Raw genomic sequence first — 22,781 nt, 5'->3', positions numbered from 1 at the left:
CGAACTCGGCGAGCGAGCGAACGCGCAGCCGAGCACCTGGAAGATCTTGACCAGGCTCCGCTGTTGCCCCTACCGGGCCGGTCACGGCCCGGTAGGGGCAACAACCGAACTATCCCCCCGGGGTTTCGTCGCACCGCGGGCCCACCGCCGGCGCGGCGGCAGGACCCGGCCCACCCGGGGGCGGCGGGCCCGGTCCATCCGGAGGCGGCGGGCCCGGTCCACCGGAGGAGCGGTGGGCCGGGCCCCATTGCCCGTTCAGCCGAAGAGGGGGAACAGTTCGGCGACCGGACCGAGGGACTCCCGTTCGGCCGCGGTGAGCGGCGTACGCCCGGTGCCGACGCGGACGTAGTGGACGTCGTCCCAGTCCGGTGCCACGGGCCGGCCCGCGAGCCCGTCGAGCACGTCCCGGACGAGGCGGAGCACCTCCGGCGCCGGCGGCGGGCCGGGCAGGTGCGCCGTCAGGTCGAGGTGGTGGACGCCCGCCTCCACCGCCAGCGTGGCCAGCAGGTCGCCGACCGTCAGCGTGTGCCCCTGGGTCGCGACGAGTTCGTCACCCGCGAACCGGCGCGCGTGGACGAGCACGGCCCGCGCCGTCTCCGCGTACAGGTCGGCCAGCGGGCGGATGCCCGACCAGACGCTCGCCATGATCCGGGTGTGGCGCCGGGAGGAATCGGCGCCGGGGTCCTCCGGTGACCACACCCGCCAGTAGGTGACCGCGTCGACGTCCGCGGGCCCGGTCGCCGGCGTGCCGAGCGCCACCAGCGCCCGCTGCGCGTCGCCCAGCAGGTGGAAGACCAGGTCGCGCACCGCCCATCCGGCGCAGCCGGTCGGCCGCCAGGCCGCGTCGTCGTCCAGCCCCTCGACCAGGGCGAGCAGAGGGGCATAAGCCGTTTCGAGAACTTCGTGGCCCATGGCGGGAGTATCGCAGCCGGATGGGGGCTGATCACTGGCGTTCACCGCCGATAGGGCGCAGTGGCGGCCAGTGATCAGCGCGTGGACGCGTGTCAGCAGTACCGGGAGCTGCCCGACCTGCCCCAGGAGCAGCTGTCGATCGACTTACCGGAGGAACTGCGCAGGTAGGCGGTGTCACCGGTGTTGTTCCACACGTAGGCCCGCCGGCCCCAGTACAGGTTCTTCGTGGTGTCGGTGCCCCTGCCGGTGTGGACGTAGACGGTCTTCCGTGCGCCCAGCCGGAAACTGCCGAACGTGTAGGTGTAGCCGGTCCGGTCGCGCAGCTTCCAGCCGGTCAGAGACCGGGGCGTCGAGCCGCGGTTGATGATCTGCACCCACTCGGCGTTCAGGCTCGTGTTGCTGCGGTTATCGGAGCCCGGGGAGTCGTAGTAGACCCGGTAGATCCGAACGGTCGAGGCCGCCTCGGCGGGAAGCGCCGAGGAGAGGGTGGCCGCCACCGCAAGGGCTGCGGTGATTCCGGCGATGTGACGCGACTTCATGGCGTGATCGTAGTTTTTCGCCCGAGTACACACGTTATGACCGGTCAGTAGGGAATGGCCCGATAAGGACGGGCCGGCGGGACAACCATGACCTCCCGGCCGGCGTCGTCGCCGGTCGCCTGCGGCGGCGCGAGGGCGTACCGGAGCGGACAGCACGGCCGATCGGCCCTAGGCTCGGGGAATGGTCTGGAGTCTGCTCGGGGCGGTCGCCGCCGCCATCTGCTTCGGCACGGCGAGCGTGCTGCAGGCCCTCGCCGCCCGCACCGCGCCCACGGGCACGGGCGTCGACCCGCGCTTGCTGGTCCGCCTCATCCGGCGGCTTCCGTTCCTCATCGGCACGGGGCTGGACGTGCTCGGCTTCGTCGCCGAACTGGCGGCCCTGCGGTCGCTTCCACTGTTCGTCGTGCAGGCGGTCATCGCCGCGAACCTGGCGGTCACCGCGGTCGTCGCCGCCTGGGTCCTGCATGTCCGCCTGTCCGTACGGGAGTGGGCGGCGGTCGCCACGGTCTGTGTCGGCCTGGCCCTGCTCGGCCTGGCCGCCGGCCACGAGAACCCGGCCTCGGTGAGCCTGACGTTCCGGCTCGCGCTGCTCGGCTGCGTCGTCGTGCTGGGAGCGGCGGGAATGGCGGCCGGACGCCTGCGCGGAGAGACCCGGTCCGCGGTGCTCGGGTTCGTCGCGGGCCTGGGGTTCGGGTTCGTCGCCATCGGCGCGCGGGTGCTGGTGAGCCTGTCCCCGCTCGATCTGCTGACGGACCCGGCGGCGTACGTCATCGCGGCCGGCGGTCTGTCCGCGTTCCTGTTCTTCGCGACCGCGCTGCAGCGCGGCTCGGTGACCACGACCACCGCCGCCATGGTCGTGGCCGAGACCGTCGTGCCGGCGCTGGTCGGAGTCGTCCTCCTGGGCGACGGCACCCGTCACGGGTACGCCTGGAGCGCCGTGCTGGGCTTCCTCCTGGCCGTCGCGGCAACGCTCGCCCTCGCCCGCTTCGGCGAGCCCGCCACAGAGACGGCCGAGCCCGCCCCCGCGCCGACGTCACACCACTGAGCCCGGCCTCACACGTGGTCGCGGGCGCGGCTGCGGGACTTGTTCTGCTTCCAGGACAGCGGACCGGGCAGATCGACCCGATGCGCACGGCTTCGGGAGTTCCACGACCAGCGACCGATTTTGATGCTCCAGGACGAGAAGCCGTGCTCGGTGAAATTGAAGATCAGCGGCCCGAACTTCTGCCGCTTACGGAACATCACGCCCATCGCTGCGCTCCCCTTCGTGCCTTTTCGATAGATGCGCCAGCAGATGCCCGCCATGCCCCCGGCCAAACTTTCCGCAGTTGGACGCCAATGTCCTGGCACCCGTCGTTGCGGGACTAGTGCCGGGGCACCATTCGGAATCGGGACCTGGGGATCTGTTCCCGAGACTCCACGACCAACAGGATGTGGCCGTCGATCCCTTCGCCCCCAGAGGAAACGATGACCACTCTCCGGATCTCCCGTCGCGTCGGCATGCTCTCGGTCGCGGCCGCGGCGGCGTTCGCGCTGGTGCCGATGGCCTCGGCCCAGGCCGGCCCCGTCAAGGCCGACGGCTCCGTCACGACCGCCGGCGCCTCGAAGAAGACGTACTTCACCTTGAGCGGACTGGGCACCAGGCTGAGCGGCATTCCCAAGGGCAAGGCCTGGGTGGGCTGGCACGACGGGACGCTGACCGACAAGGCCGAGTGGAGCGTACGGGTGACCGACATCGCGAGCGGCAAGTGGTGCGCCCAGGCCCGGATCATCCTGGACGTCCCCGGGAACGACGTCGAATACACGAGCGGCAAGGCCTGCGGTAAGGGCAAGCACCTCGACTGGAAGAAGACCTCGACCGGCAAGGCGTTCCTGCGCGGCGTCAAGGTGCAGGTCTGTCAGAACCTGCCGGTCAGCAACGCCCAGCAGAAGTGCGTCACGAAGAAGTACATCAAGAACCCGTACTACCACTACTGATCCGCACGGCGGCGTCCCGACCCAGGTGAGGACCGGGACGCCGCCACCGGCACGGCCCGCCCGCGCGACCAGGTTGACGGAGCGTGCTCGCGGGGTAGCACGCCAGATATGGCAGCTTTTGCTGAGTACCAGAACGAGCTGTACGCCCAGGGACTGTCCGGGCATCAGCCCCAGTACCCCATCAAGTTCGCGGACCTGGAGACGAAGGCGTCGGCCGCGATGCCGCCGAAGGTCTGGGGGTACGTGGCCGGGGGCGCCGGTGACGAGCACACCCAGCGGGCCAACTGCGAGGCGTTCAAGCGCTGGGGCCTGTATCCGCGCATGCTGGTCGCCCCGACCGAACGCGACATGTCGATCGAGCTGTTCGGGGTGAAGCTGCCCTCGCCGGTGTTCATGGCGCCGATCGGGGTGATCGGGGTCTGCTCCCAGGACCGCCACGGCGACCTCGCCTGCGCACGTGCCTCCGCCCGCACCGGCGTCCCGTTCTTCGAGGGGACGCTGTCGGCGGACCCGATGGAGGACGTGGCCGCGGTACTCGGCGATACGCCCGGCTTCTTCCAGCTCTACACCCCGCCGGACCGGGGCATGGCCGCGAGCCTGGTGCACCGGGCGGAGGCGGCGGGTTACAAGGGCATCGCCGTGACCCTCGACACCTGGGTCACCGGCTGGCGGCCGCGGGACCTGCGCGACTCGAACTACCCGCAGGTGCCCAGCGGCTGCCTGACCAACTACACCAGCGACCCGGTCTTCCGGAAGCGGCTGCAGCCCGGCGACGATCCCGTCGAGGTGGCGGTGCGCACATTGCCGATCTTCGGCGGACCGTTCAGATGGGACGACCTCGACTGGCTCCGGTCGCAGACCGAACTGCCGCTGATGCTCAAGGGCATCTGCCATCCCGACGACGTCCGCCGCGCCAAGGACCACGGCGCGGACGCCATCTACTGCTCCAACCACGGCGGCCGGCAGGCCAACAACGGACTGACCGCCCTGGACTGCCTGCCCGACGTGCTCGACGCCGCCGACGGGCTGCCGGTCCTGTTCGACTCGGGCGTACGCGACGGCGCCGACATCATCAAGGCCCTCGCCCTGGGTGCCGCCGCGGTGGGCATCGGCCGCCCGTACGCCTATGCCCTCGCGATCGGCGGCGTCGACGGCGTCGTCCACGTCCTGCGCTCGCTCCTGGCCGAAGCAGACCTCATCATGGCCGTCGACGGCTACCCCACTCTGAAGGACCTCACCCCCGAGTCACTCCGCCGCGTGGCCTGACCACCCCAGCCGGGGGCAATCTTTCTCGTGGTGTCTACTGACAGTGCACATATTCTCCTGTCAGTAGACGGCACTGGCAGACGACAGGCGACCCCGGCGTGCGCATTGTGAACAATGCCTGCCATTCCTCGGCGTTGCCGCGCGCGGTGCCAGGGTCATGTCTCACTCGACCGGGGTGACGGCGAGTCGCTGAGGATGAGGTCGGCCATCCGGACGAGGCGCGCCGCATATCCGCGTCCGCCGCCATGAGGGAGCGTTGGAAGAAGCTTCTGGAGCACGCGGCTACAGTCATCCAGGATCACGCGCTTCTCGGCGTCCAGCCCTCCACCCAGATAGCCACTGACGCAGCCGGCCATGTAGGTGTCGAGCAGGGCAACGGGTTCGCCGTCGGCCTCCAGCCCCTTGAGGTCATCCGGGAACGTCAGCCCGAGATGCTCCGCCCACAGAACCGAGACCTCATTGAAGACCGCTTCGTTGATGCCCACCGGACGACTGACTCCTATGCCGCCCACGCCGCAGTAGGCGTTCGGTTTCTTGGCGTCTTGACCTAGAGTGCACTTCAAATCCTAGCGTCCGTGGCATGAGGCAACGATTTCTCGGTAGGTCCGGTCTCCAGGTCAGTGAGCTCTGCATGGGCACGATGATGTTCGGCGTGGAGACGGACGAACAGACGAGTCGCCACATCATGGACGCCTACGCCGATGCGGGCGGGACCTTCCTCGACACCGCCGACGTCTACGCCCAGGGCGGCTCCGAGGAGATCCTCGGCCGCTGGCTGAAGACCAAGAACCGCGACGACTTCATCATCGCCACGAAGGGATTCAACGCGATGGGCCCGGGCCCGAACGACCGCGGCTCGTCGCGCAAGCACATCCTCGACGCCGTGCACGCCAGCCTCCGCCGGCTCGGCACCGACCACATCGACCTGTACCAGGTGCACAACTGGGACAACGCCACTCCGCTCGAGGAGACCCTGTCCACCCTTGACACGCTCGTACGGAACGGAATCGTCCGGTACGTCGGCGCCAGCAACTTCTGCGGCTGGCAGCTGCAGAAGGCCCTCGACCTGTCGGCGATGCACGGCTGGGAGCCGTTCGTGTGCCTTCAGCCGCTCTACAACCTGCTCGACCGCGACGCCGAGTGGGAACTGCTCCCCGTCTGCCGAGCCGAAGGGCTCGGGGTGATCCCCTGGTCGCCGCTGCGGGCCGGCTGGCTGTCCGGCAAGTACCGGCGCGGCACGACCACCCCGTCGGACGGCAGCCGCGTCAAGCAGGGTGAACACTCCGGGACGATCCCCTGGAGCAAGTACGCCACCGAGCGCACCTGGCGGGTGGTCGACGAGGTCTCCGCGATCGCGGAGGAGACCGGCCGTACGGCGGCGCAGGTGTCGCTGCGCTGGCTGATGCAGCGCGCGCCGGTCACCGCCCCGATCATCGGCGCGCGCACCCTCGACCAGGTGAAGGACAACCTCGCCGCCGCCGAGTGGTCACTGACCGCCGAACAGGTGGACCGGCTCACCGCGGCGAGCGACATCGAGCCGCCCTACCCGTACAAACTGCAGTCGCGGTTCGTCCGGCGCTGACCTCCGGTACGCCGCCGGCCCCCGGCCCGACGCGGCCGGAGGTCAGGCGGACTCGGCGCCGACCCGGTGAATCCGGAAGGTGATGACGTCGACCTCGTCTGTGAGCTCGATGTCAGGGTAGTGAGCCTTCAACCCTTCCTGGAGATCGGCTGCAACCTGGCCTCCTTCGGCTTGGGCATCCTCATCGGTGACCTCGCTCAGCCGACAACGCTTGACGTCGGTCACCTCGCCGGTCAGAACGACCTCGGGATCGCTCTCGAAAAGGAACCTTGCCGGTCCGATCGTGGCCGGGTCGTTGAAGCGTGTGGTCCTGCTCTTGCTTCCCGACCGGACCGCCGCGAGGTACCGCGGGTGAAACCGCACGATCTGGGGACCTGTCGTTTCGGGATCTTCATAGAGCGACTCGTCGAGATGGGTCGTGCCCGCCTCTGTTCTCCACGGTTGGGCCAGCGGCATCAGATCGGCAGCCAGCACCGACCGCAGCCCGTCCGGGGTGGGCACGATGACACGCATCTTCGGGTAGTAGTCGACAAAGATCTGACGATCACGCCCGCACGGCCCCATGACACCTCGTCCGTGGTTACCGACGGCGACGATGCACTTCATCTGCCGCGCCCCTTGTGCACGAGCCGCACCAAGGGCAACGAGTTCGGCGCACGGACCGCCGGTGAAGTGATACAGGTTCACACCAGTGAACGTCCGATGGTCAGCCGCCATTACGGCCGCACCAGCCGTGTGGATCCCGTCCTCGTCCGGGCCGGCGTCGGTATTGGCGTCGATGGTACGGCGGGCCAGTTCGACGAGCTCCACCTCGTCCTCATCGAGTGGCCGGGCTGATGGGGGTACGAACACAGCCGTCTCCTCGGGTCAGGCGCTCACGTCCCTACCATGATCGGACAGGCGGCCGGCCGCAAACGGATTTCAGCAGGTACGCCTCCGCACCGCCCTCAGGGCACATCGCGCTACGTCGCCGCGGAGCTGGACGGCATCGCCGACAAGCACGGGTGTGATCGTCGGCCCAGGCTCGATATCACCTATCCCACGGCGACGAGCTGGGGAGCCCGGGAACCAAGCCGACCCGGACGGAGATGAGGCGGCAGACAGAACCTGCCCGAGAGTCCCCGGAGTGGGCGGCTAGCGGGAGCAGGGGGAAATGTGACACATCCGCCCTAACGTCGTGTCTGTGAAGTCACAGCAGCACCGCCGGTCACAGGCGACACGCCGATTACGGGTATGGCTGCGAATGCCGTCGAGATGAACTGATGCGGCATGAAGTCGCAGGTAGAGCGCTAATTCACTGATCATCGATGTGCCCGAATTAGGCGTTTGATGCCTTGATGGGCGACTTTCGAGGAGGCGGTGGACTAACTAGAGTCGTTCAATAGTTCGGCGCATCAAGCTCCATCTCCGACAAGGCGCCGATCGGTCGTAGCGTTTGAGGACCCCCGGATGGAAAGAGCCCGACCCCCGTAACTCCTGCGGGCCGGTTGGGAGAGCGCCCACTCTCCTAACCGGCCCTCGAACGAACTACCCCCAATTACGCCCATGCTCAAGGACCACGGAGGAGTTCGCCGTGCCATGTAAGCAACACCTTTCCCGCCCGTCAACCGCCGAAGCAGGCCCTCGCCGGGTCAGTGACCCATCTCACGAGGAGGTTCACTGGTGAGCGCCTGGCACACGAGCCGCGTCTGCGAACACGACTTCGGCGATGAGCCCGCGCCGGACACGATGTGTCTGCGGGGGTGCGGTACCGCACATGTCGAGTGGTCTGAAGAGAACGCCTACGACGCGGAGGTCTACACGCTCCCCGTGTCATTCTCTCCGCGAGAAGAAGAGCCGCCCGAGTCTTACACCGGCTGGGGCCTCTAGCCGAGAGGCTGTACGGCGTCGGCCAGGTCGGGCGTGCACATGCCCGACCTGGCCGGGGCACATCGAGGGCACACGGCCGCGAAAGACAGCGAGGGATGGCCAGAAAAGGCGGGATCTGAAGGATCAGGGGCGCAGGCAGATCACGGCCGCTCGGCCCTCCTGCCGGGCACGGTCGCCGACGAGATGAATGCGTGAAATTCCTCGGCGCTCATCTCGTCGAACCGAGTCAGAGCGGCACCGAGGAACAGGAGCTGATCCGTGTCACGAGTCGCGGCATAGACCGGTTCCCCGTTCCACTGCCACAAGGGGACACTGTTCACGTCGTTCCCGACGCGCGCCCACCCGGAGAGACCGGGACTCATCACAACGGTCATCACGCCCTTCCCTGTTCTGTCGTCGTGCCGACCGGGCATCCCCCGCCGGGGACGGGTTCGCCTAAGCGCGCCAGGAATTCCCGAGCGTGGTCCGGATACTTGCCGACCAGGATCTTGAGCTGGGCGACCTCGGCGATCCACGAGACGCCCGGTCGGCGCATCCGATCGGCGGCGGCGTGGAAGTTGTGCACCGAGCGCATCAGCTCGTCCGGCGACGCCATCAGAACGCCGAATGAAGCGGCGGGGTGACGACGTGCTTGATCGCGGCCACCGCCCTGGCGATGTCGGCCGCCGGGCAGATGCGCTCGCCCCAGCTCCAGTAGAAGGACAGGACCTCGCCCTCATCGGGCATGATCTTGATGATTTCCGCCAGCCCCGCATGCGTCTCGGGGACGCAGGCCCGTACCCGAGTAGGGCCGAGCACGTCAGCGCTCAGTCCCTCCACCCGGCAGGCCCGCGCCAGGCGGTCTGCGATCGTATGTACGTCCTCGGGAATCTCTGGTCGTGTCGCCTGTTCCGTCATGACGTCGAGGGTGCCGCCGTCGGACGAGTTCGAGCCGCACTGTGGTAAGGGTAAAAAGGCCGCAGTCGAGTGCGGGTCAGACGACGCCGGCCCGGCGCGCCAGTCCTCTCAGCTCTGGTGTGCTGGCGCGATGCTCTCGCCGGACGAGTTCGGTGAGCAGCGCGTTGGTGCGTGCGTCGTACCGGATGAGTTCCGGCGAGACCTGCTCGGCCTTGAGCAGGGTGTGTACCGCGGCCGCGTCTTTCCGCTGTTGTCCGTAGGCGCGCGCCAAATCGAGCAGGACTTGAGCCCGTCGCCCCCGAAGACCAGGCCCCAGCCGCTGCACGTCGAGCGGTTCGCCCCGCGACAGCGCCAACTTGGCGTCGCCGAACGCGACGGCAGCCGATACCTCGTGGATGACGACGTTCGTCGGTCCGAACGCCGACCAAAAGTCGTTGCGGTCCTGTCCGACCTGTTCCGCGATCCCTCGTGCCGTCCGGAGATGCCGGTCAGTGGTTGCTCTGTCGAAGCGCGCTGCCGCTGCCGAAGCCGCCGCGAGGTAGAGGCCCCCGCGAACGGAGAGCGCGGGAGGCTTGGCGCGTCGGCTGGAACCCGCCAGAGCCTCAGCCGCTCGGAGCACGAGGTCTTCCGCTCGGCTCGCGTGCTTGAGGCCGATCAGGACGTACCCGAGCCGGTATGCGCTCACCGCCGCCAGGACGGGCCGCTCGGCCACCTCTGCCGCCGCGACGGAACGGTCCGCCGCCGTCCAGGCCAACTCCGGCTCACCGACCCGGCTCAGTGTCATGGTGGCCGAGTGGTAGACGAGCGCCCGCAGTGCGTCCGCCGTTCGACGCTCTGCCGCAGGGCACGACACACGCGCTTCCTCTGCCGCATCGATCAACCCCGGCAGCAGTCGTCCGGCGTCGTCGTAGCGGGCCGCCTGGTACAGGCCGTTGGCACGGCGCACCTCGTTACGCAGCCACTGCAGACTCGGCCGACGACCGCCGTTCGTCCGTGAGTTGATCACTCCGGGGAGTGCCCCGTACCGCGTCATGGCTTCGCGGATGCTCGCGACCGGCTCGTACTTCACCGTCTCCGTACCCGTCTCGCTTGGCGTGAGCTGACTGATGTCCACGCCGAGGATTTCGGCGAGCTGGATGAGCACCGAGTGGCTGTCGATCGATCGGAGACCGCGCTCCACTTGGCTCAGCCAGCTTTCGGAACGTCCGACCAGTTGGGCCAACACGGCCTGGCTCATTCCTCGCCGCCGTCTCTGGCGGGCGATGCGACGACCGATCTCCGCGCGAGCGTCCACGCTGTGCCTTTCGCCAGGGGCTACGGTGCCCGAAGTGCGGCAAGCTCCGTGAGGATCTGCTTCCAGGGTGGCATACGGGCATCCGGTGGCGCAGAGGGATCGAACAGCACCCGCACGCCCATCGAGCGCAACGCGTCGACGTTGGGTCCGAACGCCACATGGCGGGCAAGAGCGTCCTTGAGTAGCGGAACCGCCACGATCGGGACACCGGATCCGGCCAGCTCACACAGCACCCCGACGGCGAACGTGTCGGTGATGCCGGTCGCCCACTTGTTGATCGTGTTGAAGGTCGCCGGAGCGACGATCGCCGCGTCGGCCGGAGGCAGCACCTTGGGCTCCCCCGGCATCCGCCACTCACTCCGCACCGGCTCACCCGTCAGCGAGGCGAGCCGGTCGGCATCGATGAAGCGCAGTGCCAGCGGAGTGGCGATCACGTAGACGCGCCACCCCGCCGCCTGCGTAAGGAGCACCAGGTCCTCAACATCCGAGGCCGCCGGAGCTGCGCAGACGACCACATAGAGGACCCGCCCGGCTTCGTGGTTCACCCAACAGCACCCTGGTGTTCGTCACCCGTGTCGAAGAAGGTCGTGAGGTAGTCGTCGGGCTCCAGGTCGCTCTTCCGGATCAACGAGAAGACCTCGGCGCCCTCCGTGATCAGTTCCTCATCGCCGATGAAGTACGCCTGCGCCAGCTCGGTGTACTCGCCGCCGCACGATGCCGCGTAGTCGCGCGCCGAGGCCTCCGCCTTCTCGATCGCCTCGCCGAAGGACGCCGCACGCCAGACGGTGATGCTCTCCTCGTACGCCGTGTTCTGCGGCCAACGGATGACGCAACGGACTCCGTACCAGCCCGGCCTCTCCACCACCGTCCGCCGCCTACTCGGCGCGGGCCACGCCCACCGGGCAGGTGAGGCCGGTGCCGCCGACGCCGCAGTAGCCGTTCGGGTTCTTGGCGTCCGAAAGATACTGCTGGTGGTAGTCCTCGGCGAAGTAGAACTCACCTGCGGGGACGATCTCGGTGGTGATCTCGCCGTAGCCGGCGGCGTTCAGGACCTTCTGGTAGGCCTCGCGGGAGGCGAGGGCGGCGTCGCGCTCGGCGTCGTCGCGGTAGAAGATGACCGAGCGGTACTGCGTGCCGACGTCGTTGCCCTGGCGCATGCCCTGGGTCGGGTCGTGGCCCTCCCAGAACGCCTTGAGCAGCTGGTCGTAGGAGATCTTGGCCGGGTCGTACACGACGCGCACGACCTCGGCGTGGCCGGTGCGGCCGGAGCAGACCTCTTCGTAGGTGGGGTTGGGGGTGTAGCCGCCCGCGTAGCCGACGGCCGTCGACACGACACCGGGGATCTTCCAGAAGGCGCGCTCGACGCCCCAGAAGCAGCCTTCGCCGAACTCGGCGATCGCGGTGCCCGGCGGGTACGGCGGGGCGAGCGGGGTGCCGAGCACCGTGTGCCGCCCGGCGACGGGCATGGGGGTGTCGCGGCCCGGCAGGGCCTCTTCGGGGGTCACCATCGTCTGCTTCACGAATCCGAACACCCTTGCAGGGTATCCCTCGGCGCAAGCGAGACCCCGTCCGTGTAGCAGCACTGGACAGTACCGTTAAGCGTTTACGCTAATTACGGCTTGATACGATTTGGACGTGGCTGATACCCGTCGTGGCATTGTGTCCGGCATCGCGGCGTACACGATGTGGGGCTTGTTCCCCCTCTACTGGCCGCTGCTGAAGCCGGCCGGGGCGCTGGAGATCCTCGCGCACCGCATGATCTGGTCGCTGGTGGCCGTCCTCGTCGTCCTGGCCGTGCGCCGGCACTGGGGGTGGCTCCGCACGTTGGGGCTGCGGCGGATCCTGCTGCTGGCGGTCGCCGCACTGATCATCACGGTCAACTGGGGTACGTACATCTACGCCGTGAACAGCGGGCACACGATCGAGGCGGCCCTCGGCTACTTCATCAACCCGCTCGTCAGCGTGCTCCTCGGCGTCCTGGTCTTCCGCGAGCGGCTGCGGCCCTGGCAGTGGACGGCGATCGGGGTCAGCGTGGTCGCGGTCGGGGTGCTGGCCGCGGACTACGGCCGGCTGCCGTGGATCGCGCTGCTGCTGGCCTGCAGCTTCGGCACGTACGGGCTGGTCAAGAAGTTCGCGGCGACCGGGTCGGCGGAGAGCCTGACGGTCGAGACGGCGGTGCTGTTCGTGCCCGCGCTGGCGTACACGCTGCTCGCGCCGCACCAGACCTTCACCGAGCACGGAGTCGGGCACGTCGCGCTGCTCGCCGGCGCGGGCGTGGTCACGGCGATCCCGCTGATGCTGTTCAACACGGCGGCGACGCGGGTGCCGCTGACCGTCATCGGCATGCTGCAGTACCTCGCGCCGGTCATCCAGTTCCTCATCGGCCTGCTGGTGCAGCACGAGGAGATGCCGGCGAGCCGGTGGGTCGGGTTCCTGCTGGTCTGGGCGGCGCTCGTGATGCTCACCGGGGACGGGCTGCGTGCGGCCCGTTCCAAGCGCCGCGCGGCGCCGCGGCCGGAGCCGGTCGCCGAGGCCGCCTGAGATCGCCTCTAGGACTCCCTGTCGGCCTTGACGATGAGCTTGGCGATGTCGTCGTCGAAGACGGGGCTGTAGGAACGCCAGTGGGTCGATCCGCCGTCCTGGTGACCGCCGATCGTGCCGATCACGTCGCCGCTCTGCTTCTTGGCGTCGTACCGGATCAGCCACGGGCTGCCGCTCGTGCCGCCGTACAGGCCCCGGCAGTCGAAGCCGAGCTGGTGCCTCGCCTGCTTGAACGTCCGGTTCGTGCACCGGACCGGCTTGTCCGCCGGGTTGTGGCTCCTGACCGGGTACCCGATCACGGTCACCCGATTGGTGTACCCCTGGCCGGTGCGGAGGGTGTTCGAGCCGACGACGTCGGCGATGTGGCGGCCGCCGACCTTGCGCACGGCCGCGAAGCCGACGTCGAGGTCCGGGTCGCCGTGTCTCGTCCAGCGCGCGTCGAGCCAGGTCCTGCGGATGGGCCAGACGCCGTACGGCCTGGGCCGTGCGGCGTTGTAGTCCGGCACGAAGGCGATGTGCCGGGCGTAGATGTGCTTCTTCGGGTCGTACAGGCAGTGGGCCGCCGTGAGGATGAGGTCCTTCTTCGGCGTATGGACGACGCTGGCGGTGCAGTAGTGGCCGCCGTCGCCGTCGTCGTAGAACAGCGCGCCGACGGACCGGCTGCCGCCGTCCTTCTCGGCGGCGGGCGTTCCGGTGGGGGGCCCGGACCGCTTCCGGGTCTTACGGGCCGATCGGTGTCCCGTCGGAGTGGCGGACGCCATCCGGGAGACGGTCCAGTACGCGGCCGTACGGGCCGCGTCGGGTTCGGCGTGGCTCACCGCGCGGACCGTCTCGACGTCGGCGGCGGCCGACGCCGCCACGGAGGACAGGCCCGCCGTCAGCAGGAGCCCCTGCGCCCCTCGTCCGATCCGCATCGGGTGCCGGCTCTGGACGGCCCGCTCAGGCCTGGTCGTTCGCGTTGACGGCCAGGTGGCCGATGTCGTCGTCGAACAGCGGGCTGTAGGACCGCCAGTCGGTGTCGCCGCCTCGCTGGTAGCCGCCGATCACCCCGACCACGTAACCGCGCTGCGCCTGGTCGTCGTACTCGGCGATCCACGGGCTCCCGCTCGTGCCGCCGGTGAAGCCGGCGCAGTCGAAGCGGAGCTGGCCGTCGGCCTGCCGGTACGTCTGGCCGGCGCAGCGGATCGGCCGGTCGCTCGGGTTGTTCGACCGCGACGGGTACCCGATCACCGTGACCCGGTTGAAGTAACCCGTATTGATCAGCAGCTCGTTCGCCCCGACGACGTCGGCGATGCGCCGGCCGTCCATCTCCTGGACGGCGGCGAACGCGACGTCGGCGTCCGGGTCGCCGTGGTCGATCCACCGCTGGTCGGCCACCATCAGCCAGACCGGCCAGGTGCCGTACGGGCGGTGGCCGCGGCTGTACTTCGGCACGAACACGATGTTGCGGTTCCAGGTACGGCCGCTCGGGCTGTACAGGCAGTGCGCCGCCGTGATCAGGAGGTTCCGCTTGGCCGAGCCGACCACGCTGGCGGTGCAGTAGTGCCGGCCGGTGCCGTTGCTGAGGAACAGCGCCCCGACGACGCGGCTGCCACCGGTGTAGCCGGCCGACGGGATGGCGTCGGGCGGCCCCGCCTGCCGTACGAGACGGGGGTCGACGGGTGTCGCGGTCTCCATGCGACGTTCGGTCCAGTACGCCGCGCTGTGGGTTCCCGCGGCGCGGTCGACGAAGCTGACGGCGTGCACGCCGTCCGCGCTCACGGCCGAGGCGTGCGGGAGCGGGGTGAGCGGCGCCAGGCCGGCCAGGACGGCACAGAGCAGTCGTGTGGTCTTCACCCGGGGCTCACCCTCCGTGCGCAGGCGTACACGATGACGAACTATTGCACCATCGCCGCGTCGCCGCCGGGCTTTCGCGAGCCGTGTCGCGATTCAGCCGTGCTTCTTGGCCGTCGTGAAGAGGTTGTTGATGTCCTTGTCGAAGACGGAGCTGTACGAACGCCAGTCGTACTTGCCGCCCTCCTCGTAGCCGCCGATGACGCCCAGCACGTCGCCGCGCCGGGTCGTGGTGTTGTAATTCTTGATCCAAGGACTGCCGCTCGTGCCTCCGTAGAAGCCGTTGCAGTCGAAGTAGATCTGGTACTTGAAGGCCTTGTGGGTCGTGACGTTGCAGTAGATCGGCTTGTCGACGGAGGAGTACTTCTTCATCGGGTACCCGATGACGCGGACCCGGTTCGTGTAGCCCTGGTTGATGACGAGCCGGTTCGCGCCCACGACGTCCGCGATGCGCCTGCCGTTCAGCGTGCCGACCACCGCGAAGCCGAAGTCGAGGTCCGGGTCGCGGTGGCTCTTCCAGCGGGAGTCGACGTACATGGACGTGACCGTCCAGGCGCCGTACGGCCGGGCGCCCTTGGTCTTGCTGTAGCGCGGCACGAAGACGATGTTCTTCGCCCAGCCGTTCGTGCCGTACAGGCAGTGCCCGGCGGTGAGGATGAGGCTCTTCTGGGACGTGCTGACGACGCTGGCGGTGCAGTAGTGGCTGCCGCTGCCGTTGCTGAGGAACAGCGCCCCGACGACCGGGCTGCCGGACCACGTGTTGGCGGTCGGCCGGCTGGACGCCACGCTCATCTTGCCGCTCGGCGCCTGCGTCGGCCGGCCGTCGAGCGGCGTGGCCGCCGCCATCCGCTTGGGCGTCCAGAACGCCAGGGTGGCCGCGTCGGAGACGCCGTACGGATCGTCCGTCTGCGCGCTGGCCACGGTGGCGCCGTGCCGATGGGTGGATCGGGCGACCGCCGGCCCGGCCAGAGTGACCAACGCGGCCGGGACCAGCACAATCGGCAGGAATCTCGTCGCGCGCACCACTCACCCCGTTGATGACATTCTTTAACCCCGGCAAAGCGAACCAATAGCGTAGCCCTAACATCTCCACTCTTGATCAAGGTATGCAGTAACTTGCATGTCCCGTACCGGCCATGGGCGCCAGAGCCCGCGAGGCTCCGAGGAGGACGCAGTGCGACCAGTTCGTAGGGCCGTCGCGGTCACCGTCGCCGCCGTCACGGCGACCGGGCTGGGCGCCGCGCCGGCCACCGCGGACGGCATCGCCGTCCTGCCGCAGTCCCCTCACCCCGGGCAGCGCGTCCACATCTCCGTGCCCGGCTGCAGCGTCGGCCCGACGGCCCATGTCGCCAGGTCCCGGGCGTTCACCCGCGACGTCGACCTCTACGGCAAGGCGGACACCGGCGAGGGCGACGCGAGGATCAAGAAGGACCTGCGGCCGGGTCCGTACGCGATCGTCGCGTCGTGCGGAGACGGACGTACGATCCGCGGCGAGGTCGTCGTCGTGGTCAAGGCCGGCAGGTCCGGCGCACCTGGTACCGGCGGCACACGCTCGTCGGCGCCGGTCATTCCGCCGCCCGGGGCGGAGCACACCGCGTCCCCGCAGGCGCCCGCGAGCCTGAGCGCCACACCGACGGCCTCACAGAGCCACGATGACTCGAAGACGCCGTTCCTGGCGATCGGCGCGGTGATGGCCGCGCTGCTGCTCGCGGGCGCCGGCACGCTGCTCGTCCGCCGCCGGCGCGGTTAGCTCGTACGGGTCAGGACGAAGTCGCAGAGCGACAGGAACGCCGCCCGCGCGGGAACGTCCGGCAGGGTCAGCAGCTCGGCGCGGGCCTCGTCGACCCACCGGCGCAGGTCGGCGCGGGCCCGGTCCATCGCCGGGTGGGCGCGCAGCAGGGCGAGGGCCTCGGCGTGCCGCGCGTCGTCGGTGAGGTCGGAGCCGAGGAGCTCGCGCAGCCGGGCGTCCTCGTCCGCCGCCGAACGCATCACGTGGAGCACCGGCAGCGTGCGGATGCCCTCGCGCAGGTCGGTGCCGGGCGTCTTGCCCGACTCCTCCGACTCCGAGCTGATGTCGAGGATGTCGTCGGACAGCTGGAACGCGACGCCGATCTTCTCGCAGGCCGACGTCAGCCTCTCGACGATCTCCGGGCTGGCGCCCGCCAGCAGAGACCCCAGCTGCGCGGACGCGGCGATCAGCGAGCCCGTCTTGCCCGCGATGACCTCGATGTAGTGGTCGAGCGGGTCGGCGTCCTCGGCGGGGCCGGCGGTCTCCTGGATCTGCCCGCGGACCAGCCGCGCGAACGTCCGCGCCTGGATGCGCACCGCCTCCGGGCCGAGGTCGGCGAGGAGGTCCGAGGCGCGGGCGAACAGGTAGTCGCCGGTGAGGATCGCGATGGTGTTGTTCCACCGGTTGTTGGCCGAGACCTGACCGCGGCGCATCACGGCCTCGTCCATCACGTCGTCGTGGTAGAGCGTCGCCAGGTGAGTCAGCTCCACCACGACCGCGACCGGGATGACCCCGGGCGCGGCCGGGTCGCCGAACTGGGCGGCCAGCAGCACCAGCATCGGCCGGAACCGCTTGCCGCCCGCGTCGGTGAGGTGCCGCGAGGCGTCGGTGATCAGCGCGTAGTCGCTGCGCACCGCGTCCCGCAGCGCCTCCTCGACCTCGGCCAGTCTCTCCTGGATGCCTGCTGCGAGTGTGTCATCGACGGCCGGAAGGCCCAGAAGGGCACTACTCACAGACTTCTCCCCAAGTCTCAGCGGACGAACAGCTGATTTGCGGCCGACTGCGCCAGGTGCAGCGCGGGGCCGGGAATCACGCCGAGGACCAGGGTAACGAACGCCCCAACTGCGACCGCCGCCGCGGTCGTCGGGCTGAAGGCCACACTCGGCCCGTCCGCCAGCGGCTCGCTGAAGAACATCAGCACGATGACCCGGACGTAGAAGAACGCGGCGATGGCGGAGGACACCACACCCACGATCACCAGCGGCATCGCGCCGCCGGCCATCGCGGCCTGGAAGACCGCGAACTTCCCGGTGAACCCACTGGTCAGCGGGATACCGGCGAACGCCAGCAGGAAGAAGGCGAACGTTCCGGCGACGAGCGGCTGACGCTTGCCCAGGCCCGCCCACCGGGACAGGTGCCCGGCCTCGCCACCGGCGTCGCGGACCATCGTGATGACCGCGAACGCGCCGACCGTGGTGAAGCCGTACGCCGCCAGGTAGAACAGCGTGCTCGACAGGCCCGCTTTGTTGGTGGCGATGACGCCGGTGAGCAGGAAGCCGCCGTGCGCGATGGAGGAGTACGCCAGCATGCGCTTCACGTCGGTCTGCGTGATCGCGACGATCGCGCCGACCAGCATCGTGAGGATCGCGACGGCCCACATCATCGGCCGCCAGTCCCAGCGCAGCGTCTCCAGGCCGACGTAGAACACGCGCAGCACACCGCCGACCGCGGCGACCAGGGTGCAGGAGGCCATCAGCGCGGTGAGCGCCGTCGGGGCGCCCTGGTACACGTCCGGCTTCCACGCCTGGAACGGCGCGGCGCCCATCTTGAACAGCAGGCCGACCGAGAGCAGCGCGACGCCCGCGAGCAGCAGCGGCTCGGTGCCGCCCTGCTTGCTGATCGCCGCCGCGATGTCCGACAGCCGCACCGAACCGGCGAAGCCGTACAGCAGCGCGGTGCCGTAGAGGAAGAACGCCGAGGAGAACGCGCCGAGCAGGAAGTACTTGACCGCGGCCTCCTGCGAGAGGAGACGGCGGCGCCGCGCCAGGCCGCACAGCAGGTACAGCGGCAGCGACATGACCTCCAGGGCCACGAACATCGTCAGCAGGTCGTTGGCGGCCGGGAAGATCAGCATGCCGCCGACCGCGAACAGCACGAGCGGGTAGATCTCGGTCTGCACCAGGCCCGCGACGAGGCTCTCGCGCTCCTCCGGGCTGCCGGGGACCGTGGACGCCTGCGCCGTGAACGGGCTGTCCCCGTTCGTCCGCTCGGCGATCAGCAGCATCGACATCAGGGCGAGGACGAGGATCGTGCCCTGGATGAACAGGGTCGGTCCGTCGACGCCGACCGCGCCCATCGCGGCGACGTGGTGCGGCTGGTCGCCGATGCCGAGCGCGATCGTCCACGCGAACGCCGCGACCAGGCCGACGACCGAGACCAGCACCTGCAGCCCGTACCGCTGGGCACGGGGCGCGAGGGCCTCGACGAGCACCCCGACGCACGCCGCCCCGAGCACGATCAGGACCGGCGCGAGCCGCCCGTACTCGATGTGGGGGGTCGGGATGTCCCCCGCCGCCATGTAGACCGTGCTCATTGGTCGCTCATCCTTCTCACTCGCTCCGCCGCCGACCTTCGTCGTGCCGGAGGCGCGCAAAGCAACACTGCTCGGCCGACGACTCCGCTCGCTGCGGCGGATTCGCTCCGGGTCACTGGTGGCTTCCCTTCTCGGCGACCGTCGGCTTCGGGTCCTGCTGGTGGACCTGGATCAGGGTCTGCTTGACCGACGGGTTGATGGCGTCCAGCACCGGCTTCGGGTAGAAGCCGAGCGCGACGATGATCGCGATGATCGGCGCCACGACGATCAGCTCACGCTTGGACAGGTCCTTCATGCCCTTGACCGCCTCGGCGGTCGGGCCGTTCATCGTCCGCTGGTACATCCACAGGATGTAGATCGCGGCGAGGATGATGCCGACCGTCGCGATGACCGCGGGCACCTTGTAGCGGGAGAACGTGCCGACCAGGACCATGAACTCCGAGACGAAGCTCGACAGACCCGGCAGCGACAGACCGGACAGGCCCGCGACGAGGAAGGTGCCGGCCAGCAGCGGCGCCACCTTCTGCACGCCGCCGTACGCGTCGATCCGCGCCGACCCGCGACGGGAGATCATGAACCCGGCGAGCAGGAACAGCGCGCCGGTCGAGAACCCGTGGTTCACCATGTACAGCGTCGCGCCGCTCTGGCCCGACGAGGTCATCGCGAAGATGCCCAGCGTGATGAAGCCGAAGTGAGAGACCGACGTGTAGGCGATCAGGCGCTTGATGTCGACCTGGCCGATCGCGAGGACCGCGCCGTACACGATGCCGATCACCGACAGCGTCAGCACCACCGGCGTGAACCACTTCGACGCGCCGGGGAACAGCTCCAGGCAGAACCGCAGCATCCCGAACGTGCCGACCTTGTCCAGCACGCCGACGATCAGCACGGCGGCGCCGGCCGGGGCCTGGCCCGCGGCGTCCGGCAGCCAGGTGTGGAACGGCACCAGCGGCGCCTTGATCGCGAAGGCGATGAAGAAGCCGAGGAACAGCCACTTGGCCGTGGTCGGCGCGATGTGCAGGGTGCGCAGCTCGTCGAAGAGGAACGTGCCGTGGCCCGCGTTCGCCGAGACCACGTACAGGCCGATCACCGCGGCCAGCATCAGCAAGCCGCCGAACAGCGAGTACAGCAGGAACTTCACCGCGGCGTACGAGCGCTGCGCCCCACCGTAGGACCCGATGATGAAGTACACCGGGATCAGCATCGCCTCGAAGAAGACGTAGAAGAGGAAGACGTCGGTCGCCGCGAAGACGCCGACCATCATCGCCTCGAGGCTGAGCAGCAGCGCGAAGTAGCTCTTCACGGACCGCTTCGGCGGGGTGTCCACCCCGCCCGAGCGGCCCGACTCGTTCCAGGAGGCCAGCACGACCAGCGGAACGAGGATCGTCGACAGCAGGATGAGCACGAGCGCGACGCCGTCGACGCCGACCGCGTAGTGCACGCCGAACTGCTTCATCCACCAGTACTTCTCGGTGAACTGGAAGCGCGGGCCGTCCGTCTTGAACTGCACCGCCATGACGATGGACAGCACCGCCACGACGAGCGTGACGCCGAGCGCGACCTGCTTGGCCAGCGCGTCACGGCCCTTGGGCAGCAGCGCGACGAGCAGTGCGCCGACGGCCGGGATCGCGATGAGGGCGGTCAGCATGAGGCCACCTTCCGGTGCGGCAGGGAAGTCGTGGCGACCACTAGATCCTCACCAGGAACAGGGCACCGACGACGAGTGCGGCTCTCCAGCGAGCACGGATGGACAGGGCGTACGACGCCATGCCACCGGTGGTCGGCCACTGCGGCAGTCGTGGCCATCAGATCCTCACCAGGAACAGGGCACCGACGACCAGCGCGGCGCCGACGAACATGGACAGTGCGTACGAGCGGACGAAACCGGTCTGGACGCGCCGGACTCGGCCGGAGGTCCCCCCGATGAGCGCGGCGAGGCCGTTGACGACACCGTCGACGCCGCGGTTGTCGAAGAAGACCGTGAGGCGGGTCAGCCACTGACCGGGCCGCATGAGCAGCGACTCGTTCAGCGCGTCGCCGTACAGGTCCTTGCGGGCGAAGGTCACGGCGGGGTTGCCCGCCGGGGCCGTCCGCGGGACCGGGCGGCGCAGGTACTGGACGTACGCGAGGCCGACGCCGACGACCATGAGCGCGAACACGATCCCGGTGTACGGCGTGATCAGGCGGTGCGACGCCTCCGGCTCGCCCACGACCGGCGCGAGGAACTTCGCGAACCGGTCGCCGAGGATGAGGAAGGCACCGCCCGCGACCGAGCCGATGGCCAGCAGGATCAGCGGGACCGTCATGACCTTCGGGGACTCGTGCGGGTGCACGTCCTCGTCCCAGCGCGGCTCGCCGAAGAACGTCATGAACATCAGGCGCGACATGTAGTACGCGGTGATGCCGGCGCCGATCAGCGCGAGCCAGCCGAGGATCTGGCCGGACGTGCCGCCCTTCTCGAAGGCTGCGTCGATGATGCCGTCCTTGGTCCACCAGCCGGACAGGCCGGGGAAGCCGATGATGGCGAGGTAGCCGAGGCCGAACGTCGCGAACGTGATCGGCATGACCTTCCGCAGGCCGCCGAACTTGCGCATGTTCACGTCGTCGTTCATCGCGTGCATGACCGAACCGGCGCCGAGGAACATGCCGGCCTTGAAGAAGCCGTGCGCGATGAGGTGCGCGATCGCGAAGACGTAGCCGGGGCGGCCGAGGCCGGCGGCCAGCACCATGTAGCCGATCTGCGACATCGTCGAGCCGGCGAGGGCCTTCTTGATGTCGTCCTTGGCGCAACCGATGATCGCACCGGCGAGCAGCGTGGCGACGCCGACGATCGTGACCAGCAGGCGCGCGTCCGGCGACAGCTCGTAGATGGCGTGGGAGCGGACGATCAGGTAGACGCCCGCGGTGACCATCGTCGCCGCGTGGATGAGCGCCGACACCGGGGTCGGGCCCTCCATGGCGTCCAGGAGCCAGGACTGCAGCGGGAGCTGCGCGGACTTACCGCACGCGCCGAGCAGGAGCAGCAGGCCGATCGCGGTGATCGTGCCCTGCGACGCCTGCGAGGCCTGACCGAAGACGTCCTGGTAGCTCAGCGAGCCGAACGTCGCGAACATCACCATGATGGCGACGGACAGGCCGAAGTCACCGACCCGGTTGACGATGAACGCCTTCTTGGCCGCCGTGGCCGCGCTCGGCTTGTGCTGCCAGAACCCGATCAGCAGGTACGACGCGAGACCCACGCCCTCCCAGCCGATGTACAGGCCGACGTAGTTGTCGGCCAGCACCAGCAGGAGCATCGCCGCCACGAAGAGGTTCAGGTAGGCGAAGAACCGGCGCCGGTCCGGGTCGTGGGCCATGTAGCCGATCGAGTAGATGTGGATCAGCGAGCCGACCCCGGTGATCAGCAGAACGAAGCTGATCGACAGCGGGTCGACCAGCAGGTTCATGTCGACCTTCAGCGACCCGGCCGAGATGAAGGGGAACAGGTGCACCAGCCGGCTGCGGCCGTCGGCGTTCTGACCCAGCATCTGGAAGAAGGCGAGGACGCCGACGACGAAGGCGCCGAGGGACATCGCGGTGCCCAGCAGGTGGCCCCACTTGTCGGTACGGCGCCCGCTCAGCAGCAGGATCGCCGCGCCGGCCAGCGGCAGGGCGATCAGCAGCCAGGCGACGGACTGGACGCCCTCGGCCGCCTGGGGGTGGAGTTCCGGCCCACCGGCGGCAAGAACAGCGTTCATCGTGGTCATCGG

General features: G+C 69.1%; 24 protein-coding genes. 6 read left to right on the top strand and 18 right to left on the bottom strand.

Annotation, left to right across the window (positions count from 1 at the left end):
* Window positions 1-255: 255 nt before the first annotated feature.
* Window positions 256-912: a maleylpyruvate isomerase N-terminal domain-containing protein gene (locus NE234_RS14430; protein ID WP_252779860.1), complete on the bottom strand. Its 657-nt coding sequence runs from the start codon at window positions 910-912 to the stop codon at window positions 256-258.
* 92 nt (window positions 913-1,004) lie between these two features.
* The gene (locus NE234_RS14425; protein ID WP_252779857.1) at window positions 1,005-1,451 is read right to left on the bottom strand and encodes a lamin tail domain-containing protein; all 447 of its coding nucleotides are present in this window, start codon (window positions 1,449-1,451) and stop codon (window positions 1,005-1,007) included.
* Between the two features lie 181 nt (window positions 1,452-1,632).
* Here NE234_RS14425 and NE234_RS14420 point away from each other — a divergent pair, with 181 nt between their 5' ends.
* Window positions 1,633-2,496, top strand: coding sequence for a DMT family protein (locus tag NE234_RS14420; RefSeq protein ID WP_252779855.1), 864 nt, complete (start codon window positions 1,633-1,635; stop codon window positions 2,494-2,496).
* A gap of 8 nt (window positions 2,497-2,504) precedes the next feature.
* On the opposite strand, the gene NE234_RS14415 is transcribed toward NE234_RS14420, so the two are convergent.
* Complete coding sequence (locus NE234_RS14415; RefSeq protein ID WP_252779842.1) at window positions 2,505-2,702, bottom strand: DUF4236 domain-containing protein; 198 nt, start codon at window positions 2,700-2,702, stop codon at window positions 2,505-2,507.
* A 216-nt stretch (window positions 2,703-2,918) separates the two neighbouring features.
* On the opposite strand from NE234_RS14415, the gene NE234_RS14410 reads away from it, so the two are divergent.
* Both NE234_RS14410 and NE234_RS14405 read left to right on the top strand, forming a co-directional pair.
* Window positions 2,919-3,428 (top strand): hypothetical protein, encoded by a 510-nt coding sequence (locus NE234_RS14410; protein ID WP_252779830.1) that lies wholly within the window; start codon window positions 2,919-2,921, stop codon window positions 3,426-3,428.
* A 108-nt stretch (window positions 3,429-3,536) separates the two neighbouring features.
* Window positions 3,537-4,694, top strand: a complete 1,158-nt coding sequence (locus NE234_RS14405) for an alpha-hydroxy-acid oxidizing protein (protein ID WP_252779816.1) — start codon at window positions 3,537-3,539, stop codon at window positions 4,692-4,694.
* 155 nt (window positions 4,695-4,849) lie between these two features.
* Here the strand turns inward: NE234_RS14405 and NE234_RS14400 are convergent, their stop codons facing one another.
* Window positions 4,850-5,179 carry a hypothetical protein gene (locus tag NE234_RS14400; protein WP_252779803.1) on the bottom strand — a complete coding sequence of 110 codons (330 nt, stop codon included), beginning with the start codon at window positions 5,177-5,179 and terminating at the stop codon, window positions 4,850-4,852.
* Window positions 5,180-5,274: 95 nt separating this feature from the next.
* Between NE234_RS14400 and NE234_RS14395 the strand changes: the two genes are divergently transcribed.
* Window positions 5,275-6,276, top strand: a complete 1,002-nt coding sequence (locus NE234_RS14395; RefSeq protein WP_252779800.1) for an aldo/keto reductase — start codon at window positions 5,275-5,277, stop codon at window positions 6,274-6,276.
* A gap of 42 nt (window positions 6,277-6,318) precedes the next feature.
* On the opposite strand, the gene NE234_RS45310 is transcribed toward NE234_RS14395, so the two are convergent.
* From NE234_RS45310 to msrA, 7 genes are all read right to left on the bottom strand, one after another.
* Complete coding sequence (locus tag NE234_RS45310; RefSeq protein WP_252779798.1) at window positions 6,319-7,086, bottom strand: ASCH domain-containing protein; 768 nt, start codon at window positions 7,084-7,086, stop codon at window positions 6,319-6,321.
* Between the two features lie 1,432 nt (window positions 7,087-8,518).
* A complete protein-coding gene (locus NE234_RS14385; protein WP_252779795.1) occupies window positions 8,519-8,740 on the bottom strand; it encodes a hypothetical protein in 222 nt (73 codons plus the stop codon).
* On the bottom strand, window positions 8,740-9,042 hold the full coding sequence (locus NE234_RS14380; RefSeq protein WP_252779793.1) for a hypothetical protein: 303 nt from the start codon (window positions 9,040-9,042) through the stop codon (window positions 8,740-8,742). The genes NE234_RS14385 and NE234_RS14380 overlap by 1 nt, the downstream gene beginning before the upstream one ends.
* 76 nt (window positions 9,043-9,118) lie before the next feature.
* Window positions 9,119-10,336, bottom strand: a complete 1,218-nt coding sequence (locus NE234_RS14375; RefSeq protein ID WP_308206887.1) for a helix-turn-helix domain-containing protein — start codon at window positions 10,334-10,336, stop codon at window positions 9,119-9,121.
* 20 nt (window positions 10,337-10,356) lie between these two features.
* Window positions 10,357-10,881 carry a flavoprotein gene (locus NE234_RS14370; protein ID WP_252779788.1) on the bottom strand — a complete coding sequence of 175 codons (525 nt, stop codon included), beginning with the start codon at window positions 10,879-10,881 and terminating at the stop codon, window positions 10,357-10,359.
* A complete protein-coding gene (locus NE234_RS14365; RefSeq protein WP_252779786.1) occupies window positions 10,878-11,201 on the bottom strand; it encodes a DUF4288 domain-containing protein in 324 nt (107 codons plus the stop codon). Before NE234_RS14365 ends, NE234_RS14370 begins: the two co-directional genes overlap by 4 nt.
* A 10-nt stretch (window positions 11,202-11,211) precedes the next feature.
* On the bottom strand, window positions 11,212-11,868 hold the full coding sequence (gene msrA, locus NE234_RS14360) for a peptide-methionine (S)-S-oxide reductase MsrA (RefSeq protein WP_252779773.1): 657 nt from the start codon (window positions 11,866-11,868) through the stop codon (window positions 11,212-11,214).
* A gap of 103 nt (window positions 11,869-11,971) precedes the next feature.
* On the opposite strand from msrA, the gene rarD reads away from it, so the two are divergent.
* Complete coding sequence (gene rarD / locus NE234_RS14355) at window positions 11,972-12,877, top strand: EamA family transporter RarD (RefSeq protein WP_252779759.1); 906 nt, start codon at window positions 11,972-11,974, stop codon at window positions 12,875-12,877.
* Window positions 12,878-12,885: 8 nt separating this feature from the next.
* Here rarD and NE234_RS14350 read toward each other — a convergent pair whose 3' ends face one another.
* From NE234_RS14350 to NE234_RS14340, 3 genes are all read right to left on the bottom strand, one after another.
* Window positions 12,886-13,791 (bottom strand): trypsin-like serine peptidase, encoded by a 906-nt coding sequence (locus tag NE234_RS14350; protein WP_252779757.1) that lies wholly within the window; start codon window positions 13,789-13,791, stop codon window positions 12,886-12,888.
* A 25-nt stretch (window positions 13,792-13,816) separates the two neighbouring features.
* Window positions 13,817-14,713 carry a trypsin-like serine peptidase gene (locus NE234_RS14345; RefSeq protein WP_252779743.1) on the bottom strand — a complete coding sequence of 299 codons (897 nt, stop codon included), beginning with the start codon at window positions 14,711-14,713 and terminating at the stop codon, window positions 13,817-13,819.
* Between the two features lie 93 nt (window positions 14,714-14,806).
* The gene (locus NE234_RS14340; protein ID WP_252779729.1) at window positions 14,807-15,733 is read right to left on the bottom strand and encodes a trypsin-like serine peptidase; all 927 of its coding nucleotides are present in this window, start codon (window positions 15,731-15,733) and stop codon (window positions 14,807-14,809) included.
* A gap of 151 nt (window positions 15,734-15,884) precedes the next feature.
* Here NE234_RS14340 and NE234_RS14335 point away from each other — a divergent pair, with 151 nt between their 5' ends.
* The gene (locus NE234_RS14335) at window positions 15,885-16,460 is read left to right on the top strand and encodes a hypothetical protein (RefSeq protein ID WP_252779727.1); all 576 of its coding nucleotides are present in this window, start codon (window positions 15,885-15,887) and stop codon (window positions 16,458-16,460) included.
* On the opposite strand, the gene NE234_RS14330 is transcribed toward NE234_RS14335, so the two are convergent.
* From NE234_RS14330 to nuoL, 4 genes are all read right to left on the bottom strand, one after another.
* On the bottom strand, window positions 16,457-17,452 hold the full coding sequence (locus tag NE234_RS14330; protein WP_252779725.1) for a polyprenyl synthetase family protein: 996 nt from the start codon (window positions 17,450-17,452) through the stop codon (window positions 16,457-16,459). The two genes, NE234_RS14335 and NE234_RS14330, sit on opposite strands and share 4 nt — an antisense overlap.
* Window positions 17,453-17,469: 17 nt before the next feature.
* The gene (gene nuoN / locus NE234_RS14325; protein ID WP_252779722.1) at window positions 17,470-19,032 is read right to left on the bottom strand and encodes an NADH-quinone oxidoreductase subunit NuoN; all 1,563 of its coding nucleotides are present in this window, start codon (window positions 19,030-19,032) and stop codon (window positions 17,470-17,472) included.
* A 112-nt stretch (window positions 19,033-19,144) separates the two neighbouring features.
* Window positions 19,145-20,680, bottom strand: a complete 1,536-nt coding sequence (locus tag NE234_RS14320) for an NADH-quinone oxidoreductase subunit M (RefSeq protein ID WP_252779708.1) — start codon at window positions 20,678-20,680, stop codon at window positions 19,145-19,147.
* A gap of 157 nt (window positions 20,681-20,837) precedes the next feature.
* Window positions 20,838-22,778 (bottom strand): NADH-quinone oxidoreductase subunit L, encoded by a 1,941-nt coding sequence (gene nuoL / locus NE234_RS14315; RefSeq protein WP_406566997.1) that lies wholly within the window; start codon window positions 22,776-22,778, stop codon window positions 20,838-20,840.
* Window positions 22,779-22,781 lie beyond the last annotated feature (3 nt).

The organism is Actinoallomurus rhizosphaericola (assembly GCF_024055675.1).
In the GTDB taxonomy this organism is placed as follows: domain Bacteria; phylum Actinomycetota; class Actinomycetes; order Streptosporangiales; family Streptosporangiaceae; genus Actinoallomurus; species Actinoallomurus soli.
The sequence above is the reverse complement of the archived record's forward strand: the minus strand, read 5'-3'. Positions and strand labels throughout refer to the sequence as shown.